This window comes from Phenylobacterium sp. 58.2.17 (assembly GCF_026411515.1).
Classification (GTDB): Bacteria; Pseudomonadota; Alphaproteobacteria; order Caulobacterales; family Caulobacteraceae; genus Phenylobacterium.
Window position 1 is genome coordinate 62,916 of the sequence record NZ_JAPMTQ010000010.1, and the last position, 18,470, is coordinate 81,385.

The 18,470-nt window shown below is 69.5% G+C and carries 17 protein-coding genes; 12 read left to right on the top strand and 5 right to left on the bottom strand.

Translation table 11 applies throughout. The features are described from left to right. Nucleotides 1–88 precede the first annotated feature (88 nt). Both thiD and OUA97_RS09375 read left to right on the top strand, forming a co-directional pair. Nucleotides 89–892 carry a bifunctional hydroxymethylpyrimidine kinase/phosphomethylpyrimidine kinase gene (gene thiD / locus OUA97_RS09370; RefSeq protein WP_267231681.1) on the top strand — a complete coding sequence of 268 codons (804 nt, stop codon included), beginning with the start codon at nt 89–91 and terminating at the stop codon, nt 890–892. Continuing rightward, nucleotides 889–1,464, top strand: a complete 576-nt coding sequence (locus tag OUA97_RS09375; protein WP_267231630.1) for a nucleotidyltransferase family protein — start codon at nt 889–891, stop codon at nt 1,462–1,464. Before thiD ends, OUA97_RS09375 begins: the two co-directional genes overlap by 4 nt. Before the next feature lie 110 nt (nt 1,465–1,574). Here OUA97_RS09375 and OUA97_RS09380 read toward each other — a convergent pair whose 3' ends face one another. The 3 genes from OUA97_RS09380 to OUA97_RS09390 form a co-directional block, all read right to left on the bottom strand. Continuing rightward, nucleotides 1,575–2,018, bottom strand: a complete 444-nt coding sequence (locus OUA97_RS09380; RefSeq protein ID WP_267231631.1) for a GNAT family N-acetyltransferase — start codon at nt 2,016–2,018, stop codon at nt 1,575–1,577. Between the two features lie 93 nt (nt 2,019–2,111). Beyond that, the gene (locus tag OUA97_RS09385) at nt 2,112–2,474 is read right to left on the bottom strand and encodes a hypothetical protein (protein WP_267231632.1); all 363 of its coding nucleotides are present in this window, start codon (nt 2,472–2,474) and stop codon (nt 2,112–2,114) included. Between the two features lie 120 nt (nt 2,475–2,594). Continuing rightward, nucleotides 2,595–4,496 (bottom strand): ATP-binding protein, encoded by a 1,902-nt coding sequence (locus OUA97_RS09390; RefSeq protein WP_267231633.1) that lies wholly within the window; start codon nt 4,494–4,496, stop codon nt 2,595–2,597. 214 nt (nt 4,497–4,710) lie between these two features. Between OUA97_RS09390 and OUA97_RS09395 the strand changes: the two genes are divergently transcribed. The 5 genes from OUA97_RS09395 (at nt 4,711) to OUA97_RS09415 (ending at nt 8,941) form a co-directional block, all read left to right on the top strand. Next, entirely contained in the window at nt 4,711–5,046 is a 336-nt protein-coding gene (locus OUA97_RS09395) for a hypothetical protein (RefSeq protein WP_267231634.1), read from the top strand. Nucleotides 5,047–5,110: 64 nt separating this feature from the next. Further along, nucleotides 5,111–5,536 carry a hypothetical protein gene (locus tag OUA97_RS09400; protein WP_267231635.1) on the top strand — a complete coding sequence of 142 codons (426 nt, stop codon included), beginning with the start codon at nt 5,111–5,113 and terminating at the stop codon, nt 5,534–5,536. A 132-nt stretch (nt 5,537–5,668) separates the two neighbouring features. Continuing rightward, the gene (locus tag OUA97_RS09405) at nt 5,669–6,838 is read left to right on the top strand and encodes a phosphoserine transaminase (RefSeq protein WP_267231636.1); all 1,170 of its coding nucleotides are present in this window, start codon (nt 5,669–5,671) and stop codon (nt 6,836–6,838) included. A gap of 84 nt (nt 6,839–6,922) precedes the next feature. Beyond that, nucleotides 6,923–8,497, top strand: coding sequence for a phosphoglycerate dehydrogenase (gene serA, locus OUA97_RS09410; RefSeq protein WP_267231637.1), 1,575 nt, complete (start codon nt 6,923–6,925; stop codon nt 8,495–8,497). Nucleotides 8,498–8,569: 72 nt separating this feature from the next. Continuing rightward, complete coding sequence (locus OUA97_RS09415) at nt 8,570–8,941, top strand: hypothetical protein (RefSeq protein WP_267231638.1); 372 nt, start codon at nt 8,570–8,572, stop codon at nt 8,939–8,941. Here OUA97_RS09415 and OUA97_RS09420 read toward each other — a convergent pair. Next, nucleotides 8,938–9,201, bottom strand: coding sequence for a MoaD/ThiS family protein (locus tag OUA97_RS09420; RefSeq protein ID WP_267231639.1), 264 nt, complete (start codon nt 9,199–9,201; stop codon nt 8,938–8,940). The genes OUA97_RS09415 and OUA97_RS09420 overlap by 4 nt on opposite strands. Then, nucleotides 9,201–10,325 carry a WD40/YVTN/BNR-like repeat-containing protein gene (locus OUA97_RS09425; RefSeq protein ID WP_267231640.1) on the bottom strand — a complete coding sequence of 375 codons (1,125 nt, stop codon included), beginning with the start codon at nt 10,323–10,325 and terminating at the stop codon, nt 9,201–9,203. The genes OUA97_RS09420 and OUA97_RS09425 overlap by 1 nt, the downstream gene beginning before the upstream one ends. A 109-nt stretch (nt 10,326–10,434) precedes the next feature. Here OUA97_RS09425 and OUA97_RS09430 point away from each other — a divergent pair, with 109 nt between their 5' ends. From OUA97_RS09430 to OUA97_RS09450, 5 genes are read left to right on the top strand one after another with little or no spacing between them, the layout of a single operon-like run. After that, nucleotides 10,435–11,217 (top strand): ImuA family protein, encoded by a 783-nt coding sequence (locus OUA97_RS09430; protein WP_267231641.1) that lies wholly within the window; start codon nt 10,435–10,437, stop codon nt 11,215–11,217. Further along, nucleotides 11,141–12,805, top strand: coding sequence for a DUF6504 family protein (locus OUA97_RS09435; RefSeq protein ID WP_416362421.1), 1,665 nt, complete (start codon nt 11,141–11,143; stop codon nt 12,803–12,805). Before OUA97_RS09430 ends, OUA97_RS09435 begins: the two co-directional genes overlap by 77 nt. Beyond that, entirely contained in the window at nt 12,802–16,011 is a 3,210-nt protein-coding gene (locus OUA97_RS09440; RefSeq protein ID WP_267231642.1) for an error-prone DNA polymerase, read from the top strand. Before OUA97_RS09435 ends, OUA97_RS09440 begins: the two co-directional genes overlap by 4 nt. 57 nt (nt 16,012–16,068) lie before the next feature. Then, nucleotides 16,069–17,562, top strand: coding sequence for a carboxylesterase/lipase family protein (locus OUA97_RS09445; RefSeq protein ID WP_267231643.1), 1,494 nt, complete (start codon nt 16,069–16,071; stop codon nt 17,560–17,562). Nucleotides 17,563–17,612: 50 nt separating this feature from the next. Next, nucleotides 17,613–18,470, top strand: coding sequence for a Ku protein (locus tag OUA97_RS09450; RefSeq protein WP_267231644.1), 858 nt, complete (start codon nt 17,613–17,615; stop codon nt 18,468–18,470).

Here is an 18,470-nt window from a genome sequence, read left to right on the forward strand (position 1 = left end):
GGTTAGCAGCGGCCTGGACGCCAGCGCCACAGTGGACAGCTGCGGAAATCCCGATGCATTCGCCGCCCGCTCGCGCTACCTCGTGGCCATGAGCGAGACCTTGGGCCGAGTGCTGATCATCGCGGGTTCGGATTCCGGCGGCGGCGCCGGGATCCAGGCCGACATCAAGACCGTGACCATGCTGGGCGCCTATGCGGCGACGGCGATCACTGCGGTGACGGTGCAGAACACCCTGGGCGTCACCGGCGTCCACCCGATCCCGGTCGAGGTGGTCGCGGCCCAGGCCCGTGCGGTGCTGGACGATATCGGCGCCGATGCCATCAAGACCGGCATGCTGGGCGACGTGGCCATGGTGCGGGTGGTGGCGGACATCCTCGACAGCACGTCCGCGCCGGCGGTGATCGATCCGGTGATGGTCGCCAAGGGCGGATCGAACCTGCTGGCGCCGGAGGCGGTGGACGCGGTGCGCAACATGATGATCCCGCGCGCGGCGCTGCTGACCCCCAACGCCCCGGAGGCCCAGGCCCTGACCGGTCTGGCGGTCGAGAGCCTGGACGATCAGCGCCGGGTCGGCGAGGCGCTGCTGAAGCTCGGCGCCCGCGCGGTGCTGATGAAGGGCGGCCACGTGCCCGGCGAGACGGTCACTGACGTGCTGCTGACGCCGCAGGGCGAGACCACCTACGAAGGCGAACGCATCCACACCCGCCACACCCACGGCACCGGCTGCACCTTGGCCTCGGCCTGCGCCGCCGGCCTGTCGCAGGGGCTGCCGCTGACCGAGGCGGTGGCCCGCGCCTGGGCCTATGTGCATGAGGCGATGCGCGCCGCGCCGGGGCTCGGCGGCGGCCATGGTCCGCTGGACCACGCCTGGGCGCTGCGGGGCGGCAAATGAGCGGCGAGCTTTCCGCGCGTCTGGAGGCCGTCGTCCGCGCGACCCCCAGCCTGATGCATGTGCTGACCACGGTGCGCGGCCTGGCCCTGCCGGACTGGCTGGTGTTTTCGGGCGCCGTCTACCAGCCGGTGCTGAACCACCTGACCGGCCGTGATCCCGACTACGGGATCAAGGACTACGACCTCGGCTACTTCGATGCGTCCGACACCTCTTATGAGGCCGAGGACGTGGTGATCCGCAAGGTCGCCGCGGTCTTCGAGCCGCCGTTCCAGGAGATGGTCGAGGTCCGCAACCAGGCGCGCGTGCACCTCTGGTTCGAGCAGAAGTTCGGCGAACCTTACGAGCCGCTGACCTACAGCGCCCAGGCGTTGTCGCGCTTCACCTCGACCGTCTTCGCGGTCGGCGTGCGTCTGGAAGACGACGACCGACTGACCGTCCATGCGCCATTCGGCCTGGAGGACCTGTTCGCCATGCGCCTGCGGCCGAACCCCAGCCGTGCGACCGGCGGCTTCCTGCGCACCGCCCAGGCGGCGCAGCGCCGTTGGCCGGAACTGGCGATCATCGAGGCCTAGAGCCCTTCCCACTCACGATGGACCATCGTGAGTGGATAAGACGGGCTCTAAATCAAAGAATCGACCCTGTTCATCCCGGTTGGCTTGATTCAAGCCAACCGGGACAGGGTCTAGAGATAGCCGGGGCCGCGGATCTCCATCCAGCGGTCGACGCCGGTCAGCGGCACGAAGCCGAACTGGCTGTAGAGGCCGTGGGCGTCGCGGGTCGCCAGGTGCAGGCGCCGAAAGCCCTGCAGGTCGGGGTGCGCCTTCAGATAGGCCATCAGCCGCTTGCCGAGGCCTTGCCCTCGGGCGGCCTCGTCGACGAACACGTCGCAGATCCAGCCGAAGGTCGCCCGGTCGGTCACCACGCGGGCCATGGCGACCATGGCGCCGTCCGGGCCGTAGGCGCCGACGGCCAGGCTGTTGGCGATCGCGGCCCGGAAGGTCGCCTCTGGAATGCCCTGGCCCCAATAGCTCCGCCCGCCGATCCAGCCGTGCGCGCGGTCGATGTCGAAGCGCTGTGCATCGTCGCTGATGCAGATCCCGTCGTCGTGGGCGATCTCGTAGGCCATGGCGTCCTCCCCATCGCCAGTCTGGCGCGGCTGGGCGCCTGCGAAAAGGGGCGGCCGCAAGGCCGCCCCTTCCTGAAGTCTCAACGCCGCGCCTCAGCGGCGGTAGTCGGGGCCGTAGCCGTAGCCGTAGCGGGGGCTGTCGCGGTCCACGCGGCGCGCCAGCTGGTCATAGCGCCGGTCGATCTCCTGGCGCTCCCACTGGCTGAAGCCGTCGCGGCTGTAGCGCCAGGCCAGGCGTTCGGTGTTGCTCACCTCGCGACGCAGCCACGCGGCCGCGCCCGAGTTCAGGGTCCCCCGGCGCTCGGCGCGCTCGATGCGCCACATGAGGCGGTCGGCGCGATCGTTATCGTAGCGCTGGTGGCGTTCGTAGCCTCCGCCGTACGGCTGGGCCACAGCGGGCGCGGCGGCGGCGGCCAGGGCGGAGGCCGCGGTCAGGGCCAGAACGAGCTTTTTCATGACGGTCCTCCTTGGACATCGGCGTCGCGGGGCAGCGACGTTGATGGCAGAAGACCATGGGCGACCTGAAACGCGTCTGAGGCCGCTGTTGTCTGTCGTTCAGCTTGGCCGCGGGCGCGGTCAGGCCGCGGCCACGGCTCCGCTGGCGGCGGCGCCGGCCGCGGCGGCCTCGGTCAGGGCCCGGCTGATCGCCTCGTAGAGCTTGGCGATCTCGATCGGCTTGGCCACGTGGCCGTCCATGCCGGCCGCCAGGTACTCTTCGACCTGGTGCGACAGGGCGTTGGCCGTCAGGGCGATGATCGGGGTGCGCGGGCGGGCGGCCTCGCGCTCGGCTGCGCGGATGGCGCGGGCGGAATCGATGCCGTCCATAACCGGCATCTGGATGTCCATCAGGATCAGGTCATAGGCCCCGTCGCGCCAGGCCTCGAAGGCCAGACGGCCGTTGGCGACGATGTCGATGTCGATGCCCAGCGAGCCCATGACCGCGGCCAGGACCTGCTGGTTGGTCGGGTTGTCCTCGGCGGCCAGCAGGCGCAGGGCGCCTTCGTCGGCCTCCTCGGCGGCCTGCGGCGCAACCGGCGCCTCGATGGCCAGCTCGCCGCGTTCCAGCGGCAGCTCGACGGTGAACACCGAGCCCTGGCCCTCGCGGCTCTCGACGCTGATCACGCCGCCCATCATCTGGGTCAGCTCGCGGCAGATGGCCAGGCCGAGGCCGGTGCCGCCGAAGCGACGGGTGGCGGAATTGTCGGCCTGGGTGAACTTCTCGAACAGCCCGGCCTGCTTTTCGGTGGCGATGCCGACGCCGCTGTCACGGACCACCAGGCGCAGCACGCCCGAGGGGGCGATGTCGAAGCACGCGCTGACCTCGCCCTGCAGGGTGAATTTGACGGCGTTGGACAGCAGGTTGCCGACGATCTGGCGGATGCGGTCGGCGTCGCCGCGCCAGGCGCCGCGCGCCTCCTCGGCGACCTCGACCTTGAAATCCAGGCCCTTGCCCTGGGCGATCACCGAGAACGAGTCGCGGGTCGGGGCGACGGCGGTGTCGAGGTCGAAGTCGTCGACCAGCAGGGTGAGCTTGCCGGCCTCGATCTTGGAGAGGTCGAGCACGTCGTTGAGCACGGCCAGCAGCAGGCCGCCGGATTGGCGGATGACGTCCAGGCGCTCGCGCTGCACCTGGGTCAGGTCGCCCATCGACATGACCTCGGCCATGGCCAGCACGCCGTTGAGCGGAGTGCGGATCTCGTGGCTCATGTTCGCCAGGAACTGCGACTTCAGCACGTTGGCGGCGTTGGCGGCGTCCCGCGCCTCGACCAGTTCGCGCAGGGTCCGCTGCAGCGCCTGCTCACGCTCGTCGAGCTTCGCCAATAGGTGGTTGAAGCTGTCGGTCAGACTGCGGAACAGGGCGTCGTCAGCTTCAACCTCGACGGGCGCAAAGCGGCCGCTGGCGGCGACGTCGTGCATCGCTTCCGACAGCTTGAGCACGGGCGCGATCACCCGAGAGGCGAGTCCGCGGGCCAGGAACAGCGCTACGCCGACGCCCCCGAACAGCAGGGCCAGGGTCAGGGCGACGAACTGCGGCAGCAGCGCGGTGAGCGCGGGGGTCTCGAAGGTCAGACTCAGTTCGCCGACCTTGCGGTCGGCCGCCATCACCGGGGTGGTGATCACCTCGAATGACTCCGACATCAGCGGTTCGGGGCGCTGGAAGCGGGCGACGGTCGCGCCCGAGGCGTCTTTCAACACCGCCAGGGTGACGCTGCCGTCGCTGCCGAGCGTAGCAATGGAGTGCTTTGCGCTGGCGCGATCCTGGGCGGCGAGGGCGGGAGCGGCGGCTCTGGCCACCACCTCGGAGAGCGCCCGGTGGGCTTGGTGGTTCTGTTCGCGGGCGACGGCCCACTGCTGCAGCATGAACGTCAGGCAGGCGGCCACCAGTACGACCACGGTCGTGATCAGGGCCACCCCCGCCACGCGCGCGTGGAAGGTCATCTGGGGCCGCGAGACGGTGGTGCGAGGCTGGTCAGTCATGGCGCCGAGGCTTCATCCGAGCTCTCGATTTAGGCGAATTCTCCTAACGGTTCGCTTCCAGACGGCTCGCTTGAGGCGCGAACTGTGGCGCCAAAGCCACGATCACAACCGTCGAGCGATAAAATCGTGGTTAATGGAACATGAATCTCCTAGGTAGAATTTAACCTCCGGTTTACCTTGACGGAGTTGGTTAATTTCCTCGGAGGGGTTCCCCATGGAAAAGGCGTTTGTCGCGCAGCGTGTCGCGACCAAGTTGTTCTCGACGGAAGCGGCGGTTGACCAGGCCATGGTCGAAGCCACTGAACTGCTGGCGGATCTGCTGAAGGCCCGCTCGGAAGTTAACGCCTCGCTCGTCTTCGCTGACGAAGTGCAGGTGAAGATGGTGGAAGCCATCAAGGCCCTGGGAGAAGCCCGGAGCTCCATGGTCGGCGTGCACAACGAGCTGGCGGAAGCCCAGCTGCGCCTCGGCATCCGCACCAAGCTCGGCTACATGGACAAGCCGGCCATGCGGAAGCGCGAAACCGTGACGGCGATGCGCGAAGTCGGCTGAGCCGATTTGGTTGCAATAGATTAACTGGTGCTGCGCCCCTAATGCGAGTTAGGGGCGCAGTGCTATGCCGACATCACCGATCGTTCTTGGCCTGATCGCCCTCACCTTGGGGATCTCGCTGCTGGCCCTCTGGAAGGGCACATTCGCCGAGCGGGTCGGCGGCGCCATTGTCGGCGCCAACGTCGTGCTGTCGATCCTGAGCGGACTGCTGCTGCCGGAGTCGGCACAGGCGCTCGCCCGGCTCACCCTGGACGGCCTCACCGCCATCGGCCTGCTGATCATCACCGTCAGCTTCGCCAGTTTCTGGCTCGGCGGCGTCATGCTGCTCTATGCGGTGCAGTTCAGTCTGCACGCGTTCTACATCGTCACGTCGCGCCCCGTCGACATGCTGTACATCTGGATCAACAACCTGAATTTCCTGGGAATCAGCGCCTGCCTGCTGGGCGGCGCGGTGGTCGGCCTGCTCCAGCGCCGACGACGGGCGGCCTAGCGGCGCCGCGCCGGCCGGCGACGAACGTCTGAAAATTTTCGCTTGCGCTGCGCCGCGATCCGGAGTTTCTCCGCCGCGGGCCACACCCCCCCAACGGGGTGCTGCTCATCTGTAAGGATGGGAGACATCGCTATGACGACCCTCGCCAAGCCGGCCATGCGCCCGGCTCGCCCCGAGTTTTCTTCCGGCCCGTGCGCCAAGCGCCCCGGCTGGACCCCCGAAAATCTCCAGAACGCCGTCCTCGGCCGCTCGCACCGCTCGAAGCTGGGCAAGACCCGCCTGCAGGAAGCGATCGACCGCACCCGTCAGGTGCTGGAGGTTCCGGACGACTTCCTGATCGGCATCGTGCCCGGATCGGACACCGGCGCCGTGGAAATGGCGATGTGGTCGATGCTGGGCCCCAAGCCGGTCCAGCTGCTGGCCTTCGAGAGCTTCGGCAAGGACTGGGTCACCGACGTGACCAAGCAGCTGAAGCTGCCGGCCGAAGTCCTGGATGCGCCGTACGGCGAGCTGCCGGACCTGACCAAGGTGCGCAAGGACGCCGACCTGGTCTTCACCTGGAACGGCACCACCTCGGGCGTCCGCGTCCCGAACGCCGACTTCATCGCCGCCGACCGTGAAGGCATCACCATCTGCGACGCCACCAGCGCCGCCTTCGCCCAGGATCTCGACTGGGCCAAGCTCGATGTCGTGACCTTCTCCTGGCAGAAGGCGCTGGGCGGCGAGGGCGCGCACGGGGTCCTGATCCTGTCGCCGCGCGCGGTCGCCCGGCTGGAGAGCTACACCCCGGCCTGGCCGATGCCGAAGCTGTTCCGCATGACCAAGGCTGGCAAGCTGGCCAAGGACATCTTCGAAGGCGCGACGATCAACACGCCCTCGATGCTCTGCGTGGAAGACGCCATCGACGCCCTGAAGTGGGGCGCCCAGATCGGCGGCCTGGCCGAGATGCAGCGCCGCGCCGACGCCAACCTGGCGGCCCTGGCCGCCTGGGTCGAAAAGACCGACTGGGTGGACTTCCTGGCCGCCGACCCGGCGACCCGCTCGAACACCTCGGTCTGCCTGAAGGTGGTCGACGCCCGCGTCGCGGCCCTGGCCGACGACGTCCAGGCCGACTTCGCCAAGAAGCTGGCCTCGGTGCTCGAAAAGGAGGGCGCGGCCCTCGACATCGGCGGCTACCGCGACGCCCCGGCCGGCCTGCGCATCTGGTGCGGCGCCACGGTCGAGACCTCGGACCTCGAGGCCCTGACCCCGTGGCTCGACTGGGCGTTCGCCACGACCCTCGAGCAGCTGCAAGCCGCCTAAGTCCTACTCGCGTCCTCGCGACTTCACGCCCGGAAACCGCGTGGAGCCGAGGACGCCTATCCTCATTCCTGCAAGGAAACCTCCATGCCCCGCGTCCTTATCGCCGACAAGCTGAGCCCGGCCGCCATCGACATCTTCAAGCAGCGCGGCGTCGACGCCGACGTGAAGACCGGCCTGTCGAAAGAAGAACTGCTCAAGATCATCAACGACTATGACGGCCTGGCCGTCCGCTCGGCCACCAAGGCCGACAAGGACGTCATCGCCGCCGCCGGCAACCTGAAGGTCATCGGCCGCGCCGGCATCGGCGTGGACAATGTCGACATCCCCGCCGCGACCTCCAAGGGGATCGTGGTGATGAACACCCCGTTCGGCAACTCGATCACCACCGCCGAACACGCCATCGCCATGATGTTCGCCCTGGCCCGCCAGCTGCCGGCCGCCGACGTCTCGACCCAGGCCGGCAAGTGGGAAAAGAACCGCTTCATGGGCGTGGAGCTCTACGCCAAGACGCTCGGCCTGATCGGGGCCGGCAACATCGGCGGCATCGTCGCCGACCGCGCCAACGGCCTGAAGATGAAGGTCGTCGCCTACGACCCCTTCCTGTCGGCTGAACGCGCCGTCGAGATGGGCGTCGAGAAGGTCGAGCTGGAAGACCTGCTGGCGCGCGCCGACGTCATCACCCTCCACACTCCGCTGACCGACAAGACCCGCAACATCCTGTCGGCCGAGAACCTGGCCAAGACCAAGAAGGGCGTGCTGATCATCAACTGCGCCCGCGGCGGCCTGGTCGACGAAGCGGCCCTGCGCAAGGGCCTGGACGACGGCCACATCGGCGGCGCTGCGTTCGACGTGTTCGTCGAGGAGCCGGCCAAGGACAACGTGCTGTTCGGCGCCGAGAACTTCATCGCCACCCCGCACCTGGGCGCTTCGACCATGGAAGCCCAGGAGAACGTGGCCCTGCAGGTGGCCGAGCAAATGAGCGACTACCTGCTCACCGGCGCGGTCTCGAACGCCCTCAACAGCCCGTCGGTCACCGCCGACGAAGCCCCGAAGCTGAAGCCGTTCGTGGCCCTGGCCGAGCGCCTGGGCGCCTTCGCCGGCCAGATGGTCGACGTCGAGGTCAAGGCCGTGGACATCGCCTATGAGGGCGAAGTCGCCAACCTCAACACCCGTCCGCTGACCGCTGCGGCGCTGGCCGGCGCCCTGCGTCCGATGCTGGCCGAGGTGAACATGGTCTCGGCGCCGGCCGTGGCCAAGGACCGCGGCATCACGGTCTCGGAGAGCAAGCAGGACGACTCGCCGATCTTCGACAGCCTGGTGCGGATCACCGTCACCACGGCGCTCGGCAAGCGCTCGTTCGCCGGCACCGTGATCGCCGGCGCGCCGCGCGTGGTCGAGGTCAAGGGCATGGACCTGGACGCCCCGTTCGCCACGACGATGCTGTACGTCAACAACCTCGACAAGCCGGGCTTCATCGGCGCGCTCGGCGCGCTGCTGGCCGAGGCCCAGGTCAACATCGCGACCTTCAACCTCGGTCGCGTCTCGGCCGGGGAAGACGCCATCGCCCTGGTTGGTGTCGACCAGGATCCGGGCGACGCGCTGATCGAGAAGATCCGCGCCCTTCCGCACGTCAAGGAAGCGCGCACCCTGCGCTTCTGATCCGCCAGAGGCCGCGCCGGCCTTGCCGGGCGGCGCGGCCTCGCGCAACCTCGGCCTCCGCAGGGAGGCCATATGTCCCAGACGCCGCAGCCACTGAGCCGCGAGAAGTACACGCGACCTGTGCCGGGCGGCCGTGGCCTCTGGTGGACCGACCGGCTGTGGGCGCTCGCCGCCGATCTGCCCATTGAGCGGGTGAAGCTCGCCGACATCGCCGAGTTCGACGTCGACTGCTGGTTCCAGGAGCGCCACGTCCCCACCGTCCGCAAGGTGGCCGAGCATGCGCGGCGGATCTTCGACGCCGATCTCGCCTATCCGGTAATCCTCTGCGCCGAGGGCCGGCTGATGGACGGCGGCCACCGGCTGGCCAAGGCCTGGATGGAGGGGCGCGAGGAGATCGCCGCCGTCCGCTTTGCGGTCACGCCGGAACCCGACGAGATCCTCTAGCCGCCGGACAGCGCCCCGAAGATCAGCACCTCGTCGGTCTCGCCCACCGCTTGGCCGATGTCCTTGGCGCGGTCGCCGTTCCTGAAGATGCGCATGTGGCGGCGGATGCGGTCCTGCTCGTCGACCACGCGGAACTTCAGGCCCGGGAAGCGGCGGTCCAGGTCGTCGAGCACCTGTTCGATGCTGCCGCCCGCCGCCGCCAGCCGGCTGACCCCGTCGGTGTAGGAGGTCAGCTGCGAGGGGATGAACACCTGGACCATCAGAGCGGCGCGGCCACCACCGAATAGATCTCCGGCAGGTGCCGGGCGATCGGCCGCCAGCCCGCGCCCTCGTCGTCGCTCATCCAGACCTCGCCGTTGGTGGCGCCCAGATAGAGCCCGACCGGGTCATTGGCGTCGGCGCAGAAGGCCTGGCGCTTGACCGTGAACCAGCCCTGCTCGGCCGGAAAGCCGGCGTCATGGCGCCGCCAGCTCCTGCCGGCGTCGTGGGTGCGGTAGACTGCCGGCCGTCCGCCCGGGCTGGTCCGCGGCCAGACCTCGGTGCCGTCCATCGGAAACACCCAGGCGCTGTCGGCGTCGCGCGGGTGCGGGACGATGGTGAAGCCGATGTCGCCGATCTCTTCCGGCATAGCCTTGCCGATCCGGTCCCAGCGTTCGGCCGGGCGGTCGAGGCGATAGATGCCGCAGTGGTTCTGCTGCCAGATGCGGTCGGGCATGGTGGGGGCCAGCGCGATGTAGTGCGCGTCCTGGCCGTATTCCGGATAGGGGTCGGGGAAGAAGTTGGCCTCCACCCCCTGGTTCAGCGGCTTCCAGGTCGCCGCCTGGTCGAGGCTTTCGAACACGCCGCCGGTCGAGGTGGCGATGTACATGTGACGGGCGTCGCGCGGGTCGATCTGGATTTGGTTGAGCAGCGCCCCGTCGGGCGTGCCGCCGTCGGCCGGGCACCAGTCCCAGTAGTTCGGATGGTCGTTGAAGCCGGCGACGCTGTCCCAGGTCGCCCCGCCGTCGGCGCTGCGGAACAGGCCGGGCGGCGAGGTTCCGGCCCACCAGACCCCAGGTTCGCCGACGTGGCCGGGCTCCAGCCAGAAACTGTGATCGACCGCGCGGGCCGGTCCGTCGCCCTCGACCTTGGGAAAGGCGGGCGGGCGCTCGGCTTCGGCCCAGGTCCGGCCCTCGTCGGTGGAGCGGAAGATCGTCGGCCCGAGATGGCCGGTCGAGGCGGCCATCAGCAGGGTCTTTCCGTCGCGCGGATCGAGCACCAGGTGATTGACGATATGGCCGAGGAAGATCGGGCCCTGCACCGACCAGGCCTGTCGCGCGGCGTCGCTGCGATAGATCCAGGCGCCCTTGCGGGTGCCGACGAGAAGCTGAACTGCGGCGGACATAGGACCTCCCGTTCGTCTCTTTTCACCGAGCATAGCACCACCGCGAGGTGCTTGACTCTCTCGTCGTCGAAACTAGAACAAAAGTAGAACTTCGGAGAACGAAAAATCCATGTCCGGTTTTCGCGACAGCCGACTGGCGGCTCTCAAGGCGAAGATCGCCGCCCTTGAGGCGGGCGGGAGGGCGGACTCCGAGTCCCTGCCGTTCGGGGACGGGACGATCGACGCCTGCCTGCCAGGCGGCGGGCTGCCGCTGGGCCAATGGCACGAACTGCTGGGCGCCGGGATGGAGACCGAACTCGGCGCCTGTCCGGCCGCCTTCGCCGCCCTGGCCGCCGCGCCGCTGGCCCGCCGCGGACAGGCGGTGTGGATCCTGCGGCGGGACGACCTTTTCGCCCCCGGCCTGGTCGGGCTGGGCTTTCCGGCCGACCGGCTGATCCAGGTCTGCGCCCGCGACGAGGACGAGGCCCTGGCGGTGGCCGAGGACGCGCTGTCGACCCTCGGCGTGGCGGCCGTCTTCGCCGAGGTGGAGGGGGTGGACCTGACCGCCGGGCGGCGGCTGCAACTGGCCTGCGAGAAGCACGGCGCCACCGGCTTCATGATCCGCCGCCGGCCCTATGGCGGGGCGGCGCGCAAGGAGACGACGGGCTCGGCCGCGGCCACCCGTTGGAAGATTACGCCTGCGCCCAGCGACCCTGGGCCGGGGGAATTCGGCCTCGGGCCGCCGCGCTGGCGGGTCGAACTGGAGCGCTGCCGGGGCGGGCGGACCGGCGCATGGCTGATGGAAGCCGAGGCCGCATACACCTGGGAGGCCGAGAATGGCCCGCATCCTCTGCGTCTGGTCGCCGAACTGGGCGATCGCCAACTGGCGCCGGCGCAACGCCTCGCAAGCTGAATTTTCCTCCCCCATTCATGGGGGAGGGGGACCGCGAAGCGGTGGAGGGGGCGAGCAGCCGACGTCGAGCTTGGGGCTTGCCCCCACCACCCCCCTTCGGGCGGTCCCCCTCCCCCGCTCTGCAGGAGAGGAAGAACGGCCCCGTCCCTTCGCCCTGGTCGAGACCGTCAGGGGCGCGCGGCGGCTGGCGGCGGCGGACAAGGCGGCCCGCGCGCTTGGCCTGTTCGCCGGCCAGAAGGCGACCGACGCCATGGCCCTGGTCCCCGATCTGGTCGTCGCCGACAGCGAGCCGGAAGCCGACGCCGTGGCGCTGACCGCCCTGGCCGACTGGTCGGTGCGGTTCTCGCCGGCCGTGGCCGAGGCTGCGCCCGACGGTCTCTTCCTCGACATCAGCGGCGTCGCGCACCTGTGGGGCGGCGAGGCGCAACTCCTCGCCGACTATCGCGCCCGACTGGCGGCCAACGGGATCTTCGTACGCGGCGCGGTCGCCGACACGCCCGGCGCGGCCTGGGCGCTGGCCCACTACGGCAAGGGCGCGGAAATCATCGTCCCGCCAAACGGCCAGGCTGACCTGCTGGCCTATCTGCCGCCGGCCGCCCTGCGGCTGGACCCGGCGGCGGCGGCCCAGATGGAGCGGCTGGGCCTGCGGCTGCTGCTGCAGGTCCTGGGCATGCCGCGCGCGCCGCTGGCGCGCCGGTTCGGCCAGCAAGCCCTGGTGCGGATCGACCAGGCCATGGGCCGCGCGGAAGAGGCGCTGAGCTTTCGCCGTCCGCCGCATCCCTGGTTCGCGCGGCTGGCCTTCTTCGAGCCGATCAGCGCCCTGGAGGACCTGCAGCGGGTGACGCACGACGTCGCCGCCAAGCTGTGCGCGCGTCTGGAGCAGGAGGGGCGGGGCGCGCGCCGCTTCCGCCTGGTCTTTCACCGCCTCGACGGCCGGGCCCTGCCGCTGGAGGTCGGTCTGGCGCTCGCCGCCCGCGACCCGGCCCGGATCGCCAAGCTACTGGCCCCCAAGCTGGAGACCCTCGACCCCGGCTTCGGGATCGACGTGGTCACCCTCGAGGCCGAGGCGGTGGAGGCGGTGTCCGGCCGCCAGGTCCGCCTCGACGCGCGCGCCGAGCCGGCGATCGAGGAGGGGCTCGGCCCGCTGGTCGACCGGCTGAGCAATCGCCTGGGCGGCGAGCGGGTCTGGAAGACAGCGCCGGTGCAGAGTCATGTACCGGAGCTGTCGGCCCGTCCGGCGGCGCCGCTGGCCGCGGTCCCGCCGCAGGCCTGGAACCCGGAGGCGCCGCGGCCGCTGCGGCTGTTCCGCCAGCCGGAGCCGCTGGACCTGGTCACGGCCTTGACCCCCGACGACCCGCCGCGACAGTTCCGATGGCGCAAGCGCCTGCATCGCGTGGCCCGGGCCGAGGGCCCCGAACGCATCGGCGAGGAATGGTGGCGCGGCGATATCGACGCCGTCAGCGTCAGCCACGTGCGCGACTACTACCGGGTGGAGGACCAGGACGGGGCGCGGTTCTGGGTCTATCGCGAGGGGCTTTACGAAGACGGCGTCCCGGCCCGCTGGTGGCTGCACGGGGTGTTCGGATGACCCGCTACGCCGAGCTCCAGGCCGCCACCAATTTCTCGTTCCTGCGCGGCGCCTCGCATCCCTGGGAGCTGGTCGAAACCGCCGGCGTGTTGGGCATGGAGGCGATCGGAATCTGCGATCGCAATTCGCTGGCCGGAGTGGTGCGGGCCTGGTCGCACATGAAGACGATGCGGACATCCGGGTTCGAGATCAAAGCCCTGACCGGCTGCCGGCTCGACTTCGCCGACGGAACGCCTTCGCTGCTCTGCTACCCCTCGGACCGGGAAGCCTATGGTCGGCTGACCCGCCTGCTGACGGTCGGCCAGCTTCGGTCGGAGAAGGGCGAATGCGAGCTGCATTGGACGGATTTCGCCGATCATTGCGAGGGCCAGCTCGTCCTGGTGGTTCCACCGTTGCGGCTCGACCAGGCGTTCGAACGCCGACTGGAACAGATCGCCGGCGACCTGCGCGGCGACGTCTGGCTGGCGGCGTCGCGGCCCTATGGCCCCCGCGATCTGCATCGGCTCTCGCGGCTGGCGGCCCTCGCGAACGCCGCCGGCGCCCCGATGGTCGCCACCAACGACGTCCTCTACCACGCGCCTGATCGGCGGAATCTGCAGGACGTGCTGACCTGCATCCGCGAAACCTGCACCATCCAGGACGCCGGCCTGCGGCTGGAGGCCAACGCCGAACGGCACCTGAAGACGCCGGCCGAAATGAGCCGGCTCTTCGCCCGCTTTCCCGGCGCGGTCGAACGCAGCCTGGAGATCGTCGAGCGGATCGACTTCGACCTCTCCCAGCTTAGCTATGAATATCCGGACGAACCGGTGCCGCCGGGCAAGAGCGCGATCCAGCACCTGCGCGACCTGACCTGGGAGGGCGCGTCCTGGCGGTTCGAAAAGGGCATGGGCGAAAAGGAGCGCCGCACCCTCGAGCACGAACTCGCCCTGATCGAGAAGCTCGGCTTCGCCAACTATTTCCTGACCGTCCACGACATCGTCGCCTGGGCGCGCAGCCAGGACATCCTCTGCCAGGGCCGCGGCTCGGCGGCCAATTCCTGCGTCTGCTTCTGCCTGGGGGTCACTGCGGTCGACCCGACCAAGGACGACCAGGACCTGCTGTTTTCGCGCTTCATCTCGGAAAAGCGCGGCGAGCCGCCGGACATCGACGTCGATTTCGAGCACGCCCGCCGCGAGGAGGTGATGCAGTACGTCTATCGCCGCTACGGCCGCGACCGCGCCGCCATCGTCGCCACCGTCATCCACTATCGCCCGCGCATGGCCATCCGTCAGGTCGGCAAGGCGCTGGGCCTGACCGAGGACGTCACCGCCGCCCTGGCCGGCACTATCTGGGGCAGCTGGGGCGAGGAGGTGCCCGACAGCTACATCGTCCAGGCTGGGCTCGATCCCTCGAACCGCGAAATCCGCCGCGCGGTACGGTTGGCGACCGAGCTGCTGAAGTTCCCGCGCCACCTGTCGCAGCACGTCGGCGGCTATGTGCTGACTCAGCGGCGGCTGGACGAGACCGTGCCGATCGGCAACGCGGCGATGAAGGACCGCACCTTCATCGAGTGGGACAAGGACGACATCGACGCGCTCGGCCTGATGAAGGTCGACGTTCTGGCGCTGGGCATGCTGACCGCCCTGAAAAAGAGCTTCGACATGATCCCGGAGGAGGACGTCGGCCGGAAGATCACCGACATCGCCCACATCCCGCAGGAGGTCCCCGAGGTCTACGAGATGCTGAGCCGGGCCGACTCGATCGGCGTCTTCCAGGTCGAGAGCCGGGCGCAGATGTCGATGCTGCCGCGGCTGAAGCCGAGGAAGTTCTATGACCTGGTCATCGAAGTGGCGATCGTCCGCCCCGGCCCGATCCAGGGCGACATGGTCCATCCCTACCTGAAGCGCCGCGACGGGATCGAGCCGGTCGACTATCCGCGGCCAGGCCCGGAGCATCCGCAGGACGAGCTGCAGGCCATTCTCGGCAAGACCCTGGGCGTGCCGCTGTTCCAGGAACAGGCGATGCGCATCGCCATCGAGGCGGCGAAGTTCTCCGAGAACGACGCCGACGGCCTGCGCCGTTCGATGGCCACTTTCCGCCACCTCGGCAGCGTCGGCGAATACGAGACCAAGTTCCTGGAGGGCATGAAGGGCCGCGGCTACGACCCGGCCTTCGTCGAGCGTTGCTTCAAGCAGATCGAAGGCTTCGGTTCCTATGGCTTCCCGGAAAGCCACGCGATCAGCTTCGCGCTGCTGGTCTACGCCTCGGCCTGGGTGAAATGGCGTTGGCCCGACGCTTTCCTGGCCTCGCTCCTGAACAGCCAGCCGATGGGCTTCTACCAGCCGGCGCAGCTGGTGCGCGACGCGCGCGAGCATGGGGTGGAAGTGCGCGGCCCCGACGTGCTGGCCAGCGACTGGGATTGCACCCTGGAGCCGGCGATCCGGGAGGGCCGTCTGCGCGCGGTGCGGCTGGGGCTGCGCCAGGTCAAAGGTTTCAGCGACAAGGAGGCCGAACGTCTGGTGGCGGCGCGAAACGCCGGCGTGCGCAGCGTCGAGGGCTTTGCGGTCCGCGCCGGGCTGTCGCGGCGCTCGCTGGAGCTGCTGGCCGAGGCCGACGCTTTCGCCTCGCTGGGCCTGTCCCGCCGCCAGGCGTTGTGGGCGGTGAAGGGGCTGGCCGACGAGACCAGCAGTCTGAAGGACGCGCCGCTGCTCGCCGCCATGGGGGTCAAGGAGCATCAGGTCGAGCTGCCGCTGATGAGCCTGCCGCAGGAGGTGGAAGAGGACTATCGCACCACCAGCCTGTCGCTGCGCGCCCATCCGATCAGTTTCTTCCGCAGCAGCCTGGACAGCCTGGGCGCGGTGAAGGCCCGCGACCTGACGAAGATGCGCGACCGGAGACTGGTCACGGTCGGCGGCCTGGTGCTGGTGCGCCAGCGGCCGGGCACGGCCAAGGGCGTGACCTTCATGACTCTGGAGGACGAGACCGGCGTGGCCAACATCGTGATCTGGCAGGACGCCTTCGCCGCCAATCGCCGGCTGGTGATGACATCGTCCTTCCTGGTGGTGCACGGCCAGGTCCAGAGCGAGAGCAACGTCATCCACGTGGTCGCTCGCCGGTTCACCGATCTCTCGCACCGTCTGGCCGAGATGAAGGACGAAGACGGGCCAGCGCCGCGTATCCGCAACCGGGTGACCGGCGGTCTGATCCGCAGCCGCGACTTCCACTGAACCTTGACCCGCGAGGGTTTGCGCCGAATCCTCCCCCGCCGCTCAAGGGGGAACGCCATGCTGCGTTGGGGTGCGATCGTCATTGGATGTCTGGTTCTGGCGGGGGCCGCCCAGGCCGCCGACGGGCCAAAGGTCAAGGTCGAGAGCGGGGTGCTGGCCGGCGTCCAGACCGACCGGGCCAGGATCTTCCGCAACGTGCCCTATGCCGCCCCGCCGGTCGGCGCGCTGCGCTGGGCGCCGCCGAGGAAGCCGCTCGCCTGGAGCGGCGAGCGGGACGCGACCGCCAACGGCCCCTCGTGTCCGCAGAAGATGAACCCCGACGGCACGCCCAACGAGGGCAGCGCCAACGGACCGGTCAGCGAGGACTGCCTGCAGCTCAACGTCTTCGCGCCGCTGGAGGCCCAGAAGGCGCCGGTCATGGTCTGGCTGCATGGCGGCGGCCATAAGACCGGGGCCGGCTGGATCTATGACGGCCAGAACTTCGCCCGCGACGGGGTGGTGCTGGTGGCGATCAACTACCGGCTCGGTCCGCTGGGCTACTTCGCCCATCCGGCGCTGGGCAAGGACCAGGCCGGAAACTACGGCCTGATGGACCAGGTCGCAGCCCTGCAGTGGGTCCGGCGCAACATCGCCGCCTTCGGGGGCGATCCGGGCAATGTCACGGTCTTCGGCGAAAGCGCCGGCGGGGCCAGCACGCTCGCCCTGCTCGCCGCGCCGGGCGCCAAGGGCCTGTTCCACAAGGCCGCGGTGCAGTCGGGCGGCGGCTGGAGCGCACCCAGGACCCTGGCGCAGGAGCAGGCCGAAGGCGCCGCCCTGGCCGCCAAGCTCGGCGCGAGCGACCTGACCCTGCTGCGCGCCCTGCCGGCTCAGATCCTGGCCGACGAGGGCGCGGGCGCCGACTACGGCCCGTTCGTCGACGGGCGGGTGCTGAAGCAAACCCCGGCCCAGGCCTTCGCCGCGGGCAAGGCGATCGACGTCCCGCTGATCATCGGGGCCAATTCCGGCGAGGACTCGCTGCTGGGACGCCGCTTGCCGAACGCCGCGGCGATGGCGGCCTCGATCCCAGAGGCTGTGAAAGCCGCCTATCCCGATGAAGCCGCCAAGGGCGACGAGGCCCTGGTCCGCGCCGCCTTCGGCGACCGCTACATGGTCGGCCCGGCCCGCTGGCTGGCGGGCCAGGCGGCCGGCGGCAAGTCGGCCTGGCTCTATCATTTCAGCTATGTCGGCTCGCGCTTCCGGCCGATGGGCGTGACCAGCGCCGCTCACGCCGCCGAGATCCAGTACGTGTTCGAATACTGGGGCCGGCGCACGCCGCTCAGCATGGTGGCGGCCGACGACCGGGCCATGGCCACGTTGATGCACGGCTGCTGGGTCGCCCTCGCCAAGACCGGCGCCCCGGCCTGCGATATCGCCTGGCCGGCCTATGACCGCGCCGGCGACGAGCTGGTTGAGTTCGGGGCGCAGAGCGGCCTCCGCACCCGCTTTCGCAAGCGCCAGCTCGACGCCCAGCAATTGGACGTCCTGCCCAGCCTGGCCTTGCCCGAGAACTGAATCGCCAAGCTCGGCGTTCTGGGACTCTGGCCGCAGGGGAGTCTTGGAACATGGCCGCGCGTCCGACTTGGCAGGGCTATCTGCGCCTGTCGCTGGTGAGCTGCCCGGTGGCGCTCTACACCGCGACCTCGCGCAGCGCCGACGTCTCCTTCAACATGCTGCATAAGGAGACCCACAACCGCATCCGCATGATCCCGACCGATCCTGAAACCGGACCGGTCGACCGGGCCGACATCGTCAAGGGCTACGAGGTCGAGAAGGGCCGCTACGTCGTCGTCACCGATGATGAGATCAAGAACGTCCGGCTGGAGACGACCCGCACCATCGACATCGAACGGTTCGTCGATGCGGCCGAGATCGACCGGCTCTACTGGAACGACCCCTACTTCCTCGCCCCCGACGGGGACATGGCGGCCGAGGCCTTCGGGGTGATCCGCGAGGCGATGGAGGGGGCCGGCAAGCTGGCCTTGGCCCGGGTGGTCATGCACCAGCGCGAGCGGCTGATGGCGCTGGAGCCGCGCGACCAGGGAATCCTCGCCTACAGCCTGCGCAACAACAAGGAGGTGAAGGACCCGGCCGAGTTCTTCGACCGCATTCCTGACGTCAAGGCCGACCCGAAGATGGTCGCCATCGCCGAGAAGATCATCGAACAGCTGGAGGGCCCGTTCGACCCCAGCGAGTTCAACGACCGCTACGAGGACGCCCTACGCAAGCTGATCGCCGAGAAGGAGGCCCACCACGGCGTCGTCTCGAAGGTCGAGGAGCCGAAGGAGGCCGAGGTCATCGACCTGATGGAGGCCCTGCGCCGCAGCCTCGGGGAGGGCGGGCCACGGCGCAAGAGCGAGCCCCGCGGCGGCGGCAAGAAAGCCGCGCCGCGCAAGACGCCCGCCCGCAAGCGGGCGTCCTGA

What these genes read in the sequence shown, in the direction of transcription:
- OUA97_RS09385 (WP_267231632.1), bottom strand. Translation starts at nt 2,474, where the DNA reads ATGAAAAAGCTCGTTCTGGCCCTGACCGCGGCCTCCGCCCTGGCCGCC.
- OUA97_RS09425 (WP_267231640.1), bottom strand. Translation starts at nt 10,325, where the DNA reads ATGTCCGCCGCAGTTCAGCTTCTCGTCGGCACCCGCAAGGGCGCCTGG.
- OUA97_RS09400 (WP_267231635.1), top strand. Translation starts at nt 5,111, where the DNA reads ATGCCGACATCACCGATCGTTCTTGGCCTGATCGCCCTCACCTTGGGG.
- OUA97_RS09435 (WP_416362421.1), top strand. Translation starts at nt 11,141, where the DNA reads ATGGCCCGCATCCTCTGCGTCTGGTCGCCGAACTGGGCGATCGCCAAC.
- thiD (WP_267231681.1), top strand. Translation starts at nt 89, where the DNA reads ATGAGCGAGACCTTGGGCCGAGTGCTGATCATCGCGGGTTCGGATTCC.
- OUA97_RS09380 (WP_267231631.1), bottom strand. Translation starts at nt 2,018, where the DNA reads ATGGCCTACGAGATCGCCCACGACGACGGGATCTGCATCAGCGACGAT.
- OUA97_RS09430 (WP_267231641.1), top strand. Translation starts at nt 10,435, where the DNA reads ATGTCCGGTTTTCGCGACAGCCGACTGGCGGCTCTCAAGGCGAAGATC.
- OUA97_RS09395 (WP_267231634.1), top strand. Translation starts at nt 4,711, where the DNA reads ATGGAAAAGGCGTTTGTCGCGCAGCGTGTCGCGACCAAGTTGTTCTCG.
- OUA97_RS09420 (WP_267231639.1), bottom strand. Translation starts at nt 9,201, where the DNA reads ATGGTCCAGGTGTTCATCCCCTCGCAGCTGACCTCCTACACCGACGGG.
- OUA97_RS09445 (WP_267231643.1), top strand. Translation starts at nt 16,069, where the DNA reads ATGCTGCGTTGGGGTGCGATCGTCATTGGATGTCTGGTTCTGGCGGGG.
- OUA97_RS09450 (WP_267231644.1), top strand. Translation starts at nt 17,613, where the DNA reads ATGGCCGCGCGTCCGACTTGGCAGGGCTATCTGCGCCTGTCGCTGGTG.
- serA (WP_267231637.1), top strand. Translation starts at nt 6,923, where the DNA reads ATGCCCCGCGTCCTTATCGCCGACAAGCTGAGCCCGGCCGCCATCGAC.
- OUA97_RS09440 (WP_267231642.1), top strand. Translation starts at nt 12,802, where the DNA reads ATGACCCGCTACGCCGAGCTCCAGGCCGCCACCAATTTCTCGTTCCTG.
- OUA97_RS09390 (WP_267231633.1), bottom strand. Translation starts at nt 4,496, where the DNA reads ATGACTGACCAGCCTCGCACCACCGTCTCGCGGCCCCAGATGACCTTC.
- OUA97_RS09415 (WP_267231638.1), top strand. Translation starts at nt 8,570, where the DNA reads ATGTCCCAGACGCCGCAGCCACTGAGCCGCGAGAAGTACACGCGACCT.
- OUA97_RS09375 (WP_267231630.1), top strand. Translation starts at nt 889, where the DNA reads ATGAGCGGCGAGCTTTCCGCGCGTCTGGAGGCCGTCGTCCGCGCGACC.
- OUA97_RS09405 (WP_267231636.1), top strand. Translation starts at nt 5,669, where the DNA reads ATGACGACCCTCGCCAAGCCGGCCATGCGCCCGGCTCGCCCCGAGTTT.